The sequence below is a fragment of the Puerhibacterium puerhi genome, assembly GCF_009846865.1.
GTDB lineage: Bacteria > Actinomycetota > Actinomycetes > Actinomycetales > Cellulomonadaceae > Puerhibacterium > Puerhibacterium puerhi.
The window spans coordinates 1-9,315 of the sequence record NZ_WUWN01000071.1; the positions used below are offsets into that span (position 1 = coordinate 1).

8 protein-coding genes and 1 pseudogene are annotated in these 9,315 nt (G+C 76.3%); 4 read left to right on the top strand and 5 right to left on the bottom strand.

Translation table 11 applies throughout. The features are described 5' to 3' along the window. Nucleotides 1-978 (bottom strand): hypothetical protein (locus tag GSF02_RS17885; protein ID WP_201308988.1); only part of this gene is annotated, 978 nt, incomplete at its 3' end. Between the two features lie 86 nt (nucleotides 979-1,064). Between GSF02_RS17885 and GSF02_RS17890 the strand changes: the two genes are divergently transcribed. Together GSF02_RS17890 and GSF02_RS17895 are read left to right on the top strand one after the other, a co-directional pair. Continuing rightward, nucleotides 1,065-1,607, top strand: a complete 543-nt coding sequence (locus GSF02_RS17890) for a peptidylprolyl isomerase (RefSeq protein ID WP_159797885.1) — start codon at nucleotides 1,065-1,067, stop codon at nucleotides 1,605-1,607. A 138-nt stretch (nucleotides 1,608-1,745) separates the two neighbouring features. Continuing rightward, nucleotides 1,746-2,642, top strand: a complete 897-nt coding sequence (locus GSF02_RS17895; protein ID WP_159798724.1) for a rhomboid family intramembrane serine protease — start codon at nucleotides 1,746-1,748, stop codon at nucleotides 2,640-2,642. Between the two features lie 211 nt (nucleotides 2,643-2,853). On the opposite strand, the gene GSF02_RS17900 is transcribed toward GSF02_RS17895, so the two are convergent. Both GSF02_RS17900 and GSF02_RS17905 read right to left on the bottom strand, forming a co-directional pair. Continuing rightward, on the bottom strand, nucleotides 2,854-3,858 hold the full coding sequence (locus GSF02_RS17900; protein WP_201308989.1) for an endo alpha-1,4 polygalactosaminidase: 1,005 nt from the start codon (nucleotides 3,856-3,858) through the stop codon (nucleotides 2,854-2,856). Then, nucleotides 3,855-4,127, bottom strand: a complete 273-nt coding sequence (locus GSF02_RS17905; protein ID WP_159798725.1) for a cell division protein CrgA — start codon at nucleotides 4,125-4,127, stop codon at nucleotides 3,855-3,857. Before GSF02_RS17905 ends, GSF02_RS17900 begins: the two co-directional genes overlap by 4 nt. Nucleotides 4,128-4,247: 120 nt before the next feature. Here GSF02_RS17905 and GSF02_RS17910 point away from each other — a divergent pair, with 120 nt between their 5' ends. Both GSF02_RS17910 and GSF02_RS17915 read left to right on the top strand, forming a co-directional pair. Then, nucleotides 4,248-5,033 (top strand): DUF881 domain-containing protein, encoded by a 786-nt coding sequence (locus GSF02_RS17910; RefSeq protein WP_235915683.1) that lies wholly within the window; start codon nucleotides 4,248-4,250, stop codon nucleotides 5,031-5,033. A 138-nt stretch (nucleotides 5,034-5,171) separates the two neighbouring features. Then, nucleotides 5,172-5,858, top strand: a complete 687-nt coding sequence (locus tag GSF02_RS17915) for an aminodeoxychorismate/anthranilate synthase component II (protein ID WP_159798726.1) — start codon at nucleotides 5,172-5,174, stop codon at nucleotides 5,856-5,858. 114 nt (nucleotides 5,859-5,972) lie between these two features. Here the strand turns inward: GSF02_RS17915 and pknB are convergent, their stop codons facing one another. Both pknB and GSF02_RS17925 read right to left on the bottom strand, forming a co-directional pair. Continuing rightward, nucleotides 5,973-8,117, bottom strand: a complete 2,145-nt coding sequence (pknB, locus tag GSF02_RS17920; RefSeq protein ID WP_159798727.1) for a Stk1 family PASTA domain-containing Ser/Thr kinase — start codon at nucleotides 8,115-8,117, stop codon at nucleotides 5,973-5,975. After that, a pseudogene (locus GSF02_RS17925) lies at nucleotides 8,118-9,315 on the bottom strand (hypothetical protein); the annotation flags it as partial.

The following is a 9,315-nucleotide window of genomic DNA, read 5'->3' on the forward strand; positions in this document are numbered from 1 at the left end:
GGCGTCCTCGGCGTTCTGCTGCGGGGCGTCGCCCGACGTCTCGGCACCGCCCTGCTCGCCGCCCTGCTCGCCGCGCTTGGTCGACGTGCGGGCCCGCTGCGTCGCCTTCTTCGCGGCCTCCGTGGCCTTGTCGACGGCGTCGTTGACGCGCTCGGAGACCTCGCCGCGCACCTCGGTGGCGCGCTCGGCGAGCTTCTCCCCCGCCTCGCGGCCGCGGGCCACGGCCGCGCCGGCCGCCTCGCCCACGGCCTCGGCGGCGTCGCCGGCCCGGTGCTTGGCCTCGCGGGCCACGCCGTCGTAGTCCGGCTTGCTGGTCTGCTCCCAGGGTTCGGCCCAGGGGTCGTTCTGCGGCTGCGCACGCTTCCAGAAGACGTAGCCGACGGCGGCGGCACCGGCCAGCAGGAGCCACACGACGCCGCGCTTGCGGCCGGAGCGCGCCTCCTTGGCGGCCTGCTTCGCCGCCTTCCGGGCGGCCTTCTTCGTGCCCTTCTCGGCGACCGCGGCGACCGTGCCCGCTGCCGCGGCACCCGTGCCGGCGGCCTTGGCGGCGGCCTCGTTGAACGCGGCGACGACGCGGGGCAGGTACTCGTCCACGAGCTTGTCGTGCGCCGTGTCGACGGCCTCGGTGGCCTTGACGTGCGCCGTGTCGACGAGGGGGCCGAGGCGCTCGTGCGCCGTGTCGAGCAGGGGGGCTGCCTTGCCCGCCGCCCGCTCGACGCGCGGCGCCGCCGCCTGGACGCCCTCCTGCCAGGCCTTCTCCGCGCGCGGCCGGAGCCACTCGAGGAAGTCCTGCACGTGCGGCTCGGCCCACTCGCGGGCCTGGCCGGCGGCGACCTTGGCCTGCCCGCTCAGCACGGCGGCCTCCTTGGCCGCCCGGGCGCTCGCCTCGGACAGTGCGGCCGCGAGCTGCGCGGCCTGTTCCTTGATCTTCTCGGAGTCGATCGGGGGCACCGTTTCAGCAACGCTCTTTCGCACCATGGGCCCATGCTGCCACCCGAGGCGACGGAGCGCGCGACGGCTCCCTGGGCGGCCCGCAGGCCAGGCGCCCGTGCGAGGATGGGCGCATGTTCGCAACCCTCCACACCACCCTCGGCGACATCCGCGTCGAGCTGCTGCCGAACCACGCGCCGAAGACGGTCCGGAACTTCGTCGGGCTGGCCACCGGCACCCAGACGTGGACCGACCCCACGACGGGTGAGGAGAAGACCGGCACGCCGCTGTACGACGGCGTCATCTTCCACCGCGTGATCGACAACTTCATGATCCAGGGCGGCGACCCGCTCGGCACCGGCACCGGCGGCCCGGGCTACATGTTCGACGACGAGATCCACCCGGAGCTGCACTTCTCCGAGCCGTACATCCTCGCGATGGCCAACGCCGGCAAGCGCCGCAACCCGGTGACCGGCGAGGTGTCCGGCACCAACGGGTCGCAGTTCTTCATCACGACGACGGCCACGCCGTGGCTCGACGGCAAGCACACGATCTTCGGCAAGGTCGCCGACGACGAGTCGCGCGCCGTCGTCGACGCGATCGGCACGACGAAGACCCGCCCGGGCGACCGTCCGGTCGAGGACATCGTCATCCGCAGCATCTCGATCGAGGACTGACCCCGCCGCGAGGCCCCGGGGCCGCCACCGGCGCACCGGGGCCTCCCACGGCGCGGGCCGGCCGCGGCCCCGGGGGGGGGCCCCGCGCCCGGCCCGCTCCCGACGCCGTCCTCGTCCCGCCGTCCCGCGGAGTTCCCCATGACCGAGCAGCCGCCGCCCCCACCGGCGCCGGGCGCCCCCGACGCCGCCGCGCCGCCGGTGTGCCCGCGCCACCCCGACCGCGTGTCCTACGTGCGCTGCCAGCGCTGCGGCCGGCCCGCCTGCCCCGAGTGCCAGCGCCCGGCGGCCGTCGGCGTGCAGTGCGTCGACTGCGTGCGCGAGGCGGCCCGCACCGCGCCGCGCACGACGACGGCGGTGGGCGGCCGCGTGCGGCGCGGCCGGCCCGTGGTGACCTGGACGCTCATCGGCATCTGCGTCGCGAGCTTCGTGCTGCAGCTCGCGACCCGCGGCGCGTGGACCGAGCAGTGGGCGTTCTCCGCGGCGATCGGCGCGGCGGAGCCGTGGCGGTTCCTCACGACGGCATTCCTGCACGCCACCAACGTCACCCACATCCTGTTCAACATGTGGGCCCTGTGGGTCACCGGTCAGTTCCTCGAGCCGGTGCTCGGGCGCGCGCGGTTCCTCGCGCTGTGCGCCTTGTCCGCGGTGGGCGGCTCGGTGGGCTACCTGCTGCTCGCCGGCACGCCCGCCGACGACGGGTGGTACCAGGGCGTCGTGGGTGCCTCGGGCATGGTCTTCGGCCTCTTCGGCGCGATGGTGCCCGTGCTGCGCCGCCTGGGCGCCGACGCCGCCCAGGCCGTCGGCCTCATCGCCGTGAACGCGGTGATCGGGTTCGTGCTGCCCGGCATCGCCTGGCAGGCCCACCTCGGCGGCCTCGTGGTCGGGCTGGTCCTCGGCTGGGGGTTCGCGCGGGCGCCGCGGGGACGGCAGCGCCTCGTCGGCTGGGTGCTGCCCCTGGGGATGGCCGTGCTGCTCGTCGCGCTGGCGGTGGGCAAGTACACGTCGACGGGCTGGCTGGCGGCGGTCGGGGGCTGACCGTCCCCGGCGCTCACAGGCGTGCCCACAGCCCGGGCGACACCCTTCTCCACAAGGTTATCCACAACGTTTCCCACAGGGTTGTCCACCGGTGTGAATGACACCGGTGGAATTCCCTCCACACCTGTGGACGGGGCTGTGGACAGCTGTGCCTCGGTCTGTGGACGCGTGGTCGGTCGGGTCCCGGCGGCGCTCGCCCGACCGTGCTCGCTCAGCAGTGCACGGAGCGGTAGCCCGTCGCGCCGCTCGGCACCACGTCACGGTCGCGGTAGAGCACGGAGACCCGGTCCCCGCGGGCCGCGCACGCCGCGGCGAACGTGGCGTCCGGGTCGGGGTTGTCCGGCGTGACGTCGTCGTACTCGATCTCGATCACCCGGTCGCCGTAGTCGGCCGTGTAGGCGTCGCACTCGGCGTAGACCTGGCACTCCTCGGCGACGACGAAGTCGAAGCCGACCTCCGTGGCGCCGCGGGCGGCCAGCTCGGGGGCGTTCTTCTGCGCGACGGCGAGGCCGCGGGCGTGCGCGCGGTCGACCAGCGTGCCGGCCACCGCGACGACGTCATCCTCCTCGAGCAGGTCCGGGAACCGGGCGGCGGTGTCGAGGTTGTCCAGCTCGACCGCCTCGTACCCCGCGTCGGCGCAGCCGTCGATCCACGCGCCGACCACCTCGGCGACGCCCGCACGCTGCTGCGCGGTGGACACGTCCAGCACGAGCTCGCCGGGCCAGTCCGGGTCCTCGACCGGCACGCCGTCGCGGCGCAGCAGCAGGTCGGGGTGCTCGCCCAGCCACAGGTCGGCCTGCTCGGGCTGCGTCTGGAAGGCGTTGACGTAGCAGATCGAGTAGACGCCGTCCGCGGGCGGCTCGCGGTGGTCCCGCTCGACGACCTCGACGCCGGGCGCGGGCGGGTAGGGCCCGCCGATCTGGTAGTCGAACCGCGCGCCGGCGGGCGGCGGCGCCCAGGCGGCCGCGGTCGAACCCGGCGTGGTGCTCGGCGTGGCGGTCGGTGCGGCGCTCGACGCCGCGGCCCCGCCGGCGTCGGCGCCCGGGCCGCGGTCCCCGCCGGCTGCGCCGCACGCCGCGAGGGCCAGGGCGGACGCGACGGTGACGATCGCGACGGGGACGATCGCGACGGGGACGACGAGGGCGGGGAGGCCGGCACCGGGGAGCGCGGCGGCGCGGCGTGGCCGGGCGGCCGGCCGCGCCGGGCGGCGGGTCACCGCCAGCGCGTGGTCAGGACGAAGCCGGCGATGATGAGGACGAAGCCGACCAGCAGGTTCCACGTGCCCAGCGGCGGGACGGGGAAGCCGCCCCCGACGCGGGCCGACGTCAGGTAGTAGACGACGATCCACACGAGGCCCAGGACCATGAGGCCGAGCATGACGGGCACGAGCCAGCGCGGGCTGCCCTCGGCCTGGCGGGCGGGCGTCGCGGACGCCTCCGGCGCGGGCGTGGGCACCTTCTTCTTGCGGGACTTCGACTCGGGCACGAGACGGCTCCTGACTGGCTGACCGGCTTGGCGTCGCGGGCTGCGGGCAGGCCGGGACGCGGACGACGTTTCGTCGACTAGCGTAGTGGGCGAGCACCGCGCTCCCGAGCACCGCGCTCCGTGCGACCGACCCCGGAGGTGACCATGGCGCGGCTGTCCCCGCGACCCGGACATCCGGCCGGCCGCTGGCGCCCGTACGTGGCCGTCGCCGGCGTCGCCGCGGCCGCCGGCCTCATGTTCTCGGCCAGCGCCCAGCTCGCGCGCGGCGACGAGGGACGCCACCCCGAGAACCTCGCCCAGCTCGTCGAGTCGGAGTCCGGCCGCGTCGAGCGGCTCGGCGCGCAGGTGGACGACCTGCAGGCCCAGATCGACGCGCTCGGGGCGGGCTCGTCGTCGGGCGTGGAGGCGGCGGACCCGGACCTCGCCCGGCGCGAGGCCGTGATGGCCGGCTCGACGCCCGTCACCGGGCCCGGGCTCACCGTCACCCTGGACGACGCGCCCGCCTCGAGCCAGTCCATCCCGGGCGTGCACGCCGACGACCTGGTGGTGCACCAGCAGGACCTCCAGCACGTCATCAACGCGCTGTGGGCGGGCGGCGCCGAGGCGATGACGCTGCAGGGCGAGCGGGTCACCTCCACCTCGGCGTTCCGCTGCTCCGGCAACATCCTGCTCCTGCACGGCAAGGTGTTCTCCCCGCCCTACGTCGTCCAGGCGGTCGGCGACCCGGACCGGCTGGAGGCGGCGCTCGCCGCGTCGCCGGGCGTGCAGACCTACCTGGACTACGTCGACTGGGTGGCTCTCGGGTGGGGCGAGAAGGCGTCGTCGCACCTCGAGCTGCCCGCCTACGCGGGCAGCACCGAGCTGCAGTACGCCAGGGTGCCCGAGGGCACCGACGTCTTCTCCTGAAGCGGACGGCTGGGCGGACGGCTGGGCGGACGGCTGGGCGGACGGCCCTGCGGGGCACCGGGCGGGGCGCGTTATCGTGGCCTCTCAGCCGCGCTCGACCGCGCGGCATCCGACCACCTGCACCGCCGAGGTGACCGCATGAGCACCGATCCCCAGACCCCCGAGAGCGCCGGCCCGCGCATCCTCGTCGTGGACAACTACGACTCGTTCGTCTGGACGATCGTCGGCTACCTCGACCAGCTCGGCGCCCGCACCGTCGTCGTCCGCAACGACGCGGTGCCGGAACCGGACGCCGACGGCGTGTTCGCCGACGCCGAGGGCCGGTTCGACGGCGTGCTCGTCTCCCCCGGGCCGGGCACACCCAAGGAGGCCGGCGCCTCCGAGGACGTCATCCGCGCCTGCGCCCGGTCGCGCACGCCGCTGCTCGGCGTCTGCCTGGGCCACCAGGCCCTCGCCGAGGTGTTCGGCGCCACGGTGGCGCACGCCCCCGAGCTCATGCACGGCAAGACGAGCCTGGTGGAGCACGAGGGCACGGGCGTCCTGGCCGGCCTGCCGACGCCCTTCACCGCCACGCGCTACCACTCGCTCGCCGTCGTGCCCGAGACGGTCCCCGCCGAGCTCGAGGTGACCGGCGCGACGGCGTCCGGGGTCGTCATGGGCGTGCAGCACCGGGAGCTGCCGCTGCACGGCGTGCAGTTCCACCCCGAGTCCGTGCTGACCGAGGGCGGCCACCGCATCCTCGCCAACTGGCTGGCGGTCTGCGGCGACGAGGGCGCGGTGGAGCGCTCCGCGGGCATGGCGCCGCTGGTGCACCACGCCGCCTGACGGCCAGGACCCGCGCCGCACCGACGTGGCCGACGGCCGCACGACGAAGGGGGCCTCCCGCACGGGAGGCCCCCTTCGTCGTGCGTGGCCAGGACGTGGCGCGCCGGCGCGGGCTCAGAAGTCGAAGATGCTGGCCTGGTCGTCGCCGGAGTCCTGGCCGTCGTCCGCGTTGCCGCCGCCGCCGTTGCCGTTGCCGTTCCCGTTGCCGCCGCCGTCACCGTTGCCGCTGGGCGTCGGCGAGGCGCTGCTCGGTCCGGTGGAGACGACGATCGTGACCTCGTGGCCTTCGTCGACCTCGGTGCCGGCGGGCGGGTCGGTCGAGATGACCGCCCCGGCGGGCACGGTGTCCGACGGCGCCGTCTCGATCCGGCGGTTGAGCGAGTAGGAGGCGAACTCCTCCTCGGTCTGGTCGTTCCACTGGCGGCCGACGATGTCCGGCACCGTCGTCTTCGCGACCTCGGGCTCCTTGGCGACGACGATCGCCACCTGGGTGCCCTGCTCGACGTTGCCCGGCGCGGGGTTCTGCTCGAGCACCGTGCCCGGGTCGACGTCGCCGCTCTCGCGCTCCGTCTCGCGCGAGCTCAGGCCGAGCTCGCCGAGCTTCGCCAGCGCGTCCTCGCGGCTCATGCCCGTGAGGTCGGGCAGCTCCACCGTGCCGTCGGAGAGGGTCACGTTCACCGTGGCGCCCTCCTTGACGGCCTGGTTGGCCCCCGGGTCGGTCTTGATCACGTGGTCCTTGGGCACGTCGACGCTCGGGGCGGTGCCGACCTCGCCCCACACGAGCCCGGCGCCCTCGATCTGGCTCCGCGCGTCGTCCTCGCTCAGCCCGGTGACGTCGGGCACGCCGATCGTCTCGGGGCCGCCCGAGAAGTAGACGTCGACAGTGGTGCCGAGCTCGGCCTCCTCGCCGGCGCCGGGGTCCTGGCGCGTCAGGGTGCCCTCGGGCTCCGACGAGTCCTGGTCGAGCAGCTGGCGGAACTCGAAGCCGGCGTCGTCGAGCGCCTGCTCGGCCTGCTGCTGGGTCATCCCCGACAGGTCGGGGACGGCGCCGGTCGTCGGCTCGTTCGCGCCGTCGTTGAGCGCCAGGGCGGTGACGATCGCGGCGACCGCGAGCACCGCCACGGTGATCAGGGTCCACAGCAGCGCGCGCTTGCGGCGGCGGTCCTTCCCGGACCCGGCGTCGGGCGTCGGGGTGGGCGTGCCGGTGGCCGGGGACGCGGGGGCGGGGCCCGTCGTGTCCCACGGGGTGCCGGCCACCTGCGTGGGCGCGGCGCCCGCCGGGCTCATCAGCTGCGTCGCGCCCTCGGTGCCGTAGCCCGGGGCGCCGTACGCCATCGTCGCGGCGGCGGCGCCGCCGGCGGCGGCCAGGCCCGCGGCCACCGCGGGCGCGGCGACGGCGCCCCCGTGCAGCGCGGCCTCGAGGTCGGCGCGGAAGTCCGCGGCCGTGCCGTAGCGCGAGTCGCGGTCCTTGGCCAGCGCCTTGAGCGTGATGCGGTCCAGCACCTCCGGCACGTCCGAGGCGATCTCGCTCGGGCGCTGCGGGGCCTGGCCCACGTGCTGGTACGCCACGGCCACCGGCGAGTCGCCGACGAACGGCGGCCGGCCGGTGAGCAGCTCGAACAGCAGGCAGCCGGTCGAGTACAGGTCGGAGCGGTAGTCGACCTGCTCGCCGCGGGCCTGCTCCGGGGACAGGTACTGCGCCGTGCCGATGACGGCGTGCGTCTGCGTCATCGTCGCTGCCGAGTCGGCGACCGCGCGGGCGATGCCGAAGTCCATCACCTTGACCGTGCCGGTCGGCGTGATCATCACGTTCGCGGGCTTGATGTCGCGGTGCACGATGCCGGCGTGGTGGGAGTACTCGAGGGCCGAGAGCACGCCCACGGTGATCTCGATGGCCTCCTCGATCGGCACCGCGGCGCCGTCGTGCAGGATGTCGCGGACGGTGTGGCCCTCCACGTACTCCATGACGATGAAGGGCACGTGGACCTGGTTGCCGAGGTCGTCGGTGTGGACGTCCTCGCCCGTGTCGTAGACGGCCACGATCGAGGGGTGGTTGAGCGCCGCCGCGGCCTGCGCCTCGCGGCGGAAGCGGGCGAGGAAGGACGGGTCGCGCGCCAGGTCGGAGCGCAGCACCTTGATGGCCACGGTGCGGCCCAGGCGTGCGTCCTTCCCGATGTGCACCTCGGCCATGCCGCCGCGGCCGATGAGCTCACCGACCTCGTACCGGCCGGCGAGTACCCGGGGAGTGTTGTCAGCCACTCAAACGTCCTTCGGAGTCGGGGTCGCGCGCCGGGCGCGCGACTCGTGAGAGTTCATCATCCCAAAGCCGGTGCGGTCCCAGGCCCGTGCGGCGGCCCGCGCCGCCAGGGGGCGGGCCGCGGCTGCCGCGGGCAGCGCCGGGACCGTGGCGAGGGGCCGGACCGTCGCCGTCGCCGGGCGGTCCGTCGTCGGGCGCACCGTCGTCGGGCACGTCGTGGTGGCGCGCTCCGGCGCGCCGGTACGGCGTCGTGCCGCGCGCGGGCGGGCGAGGAACGCCGCGGCGGGCAGCGCCGCGGCGGACGACCCGCCGCCGTCGTCGAGCAGGGCGCGCACGAGCGAGGCGATCAGCAGCACCGCGAGCAGCGCCACCAGCGCCACCAGCGGCCACGACAGGCGGCCGAGCGGGCCGATGCGCACCCCGGTGGTCGTCGAGGTGCGCCGGGGGGTGGCCGCCTCGCGGGCGCGGCGGCCGCGGTCGGGCAGCGGGACGGCGCGGGTCCCGGCGCGGGTCCCGGCGCGCTGGTCGGCGCGGGACCGCACCGCGGCCCGGGTCGAGGTGCGCCGGGGGGTGGCCGCCTCGCGGGCGCGGCGGCCGCGGTCGGGCAGCGGGACGGCGCGGGTCCCGGCGCGGGTCCCGGCGCGCTGGTCGGCGCGGGACCGCACCGCGGCCCGGGTCCGGTCGGCGCCGTCGGCGCCCGCGCTGCCTGCGGGACGCGACGCCGTGCTGCGGTGGTCGCCGCGCCGCTGGGGGGCGCGGGAGCCGTCCGAGCGCGCCGCCTCGGCCCGGGTGCGCGCGGAGCGCGCGGGCTCCGTGCGGGACCGGCTCGGGTCCGGCCGGTCCGCCCGGTGCGACGCCGGCGTCCGACGGGTGTCGGTGCCCTGCCCGTGCAGCGCCCGCCGCGGGGGGTAGGGGCGCTCCTCGGCCTCGCGCGGCAACCACGGCGGGGTCGCGGGCGCCGCGGTGGTGGCGCGGGCCTGGGCGTCGGGAGCGGCGGGCGAGCCCTCGGCGCCGGTGGCGCCACCGGACCCGGACGCGCCGGGGGCGGAGGAGCCGGGGCCGGCCGCCGCGGGACCCGCCGCGCCGCGCGTGCCGGCGACCGGCGTGGGCGGGCCGGAGTGCCGCGCGGCGTGCGCCCCGCGGCGCGGGCCCTGCGTGCTGGGCGCGCTCGGGGGCTCCTGCGCGCGCGGCGTCGCGCCC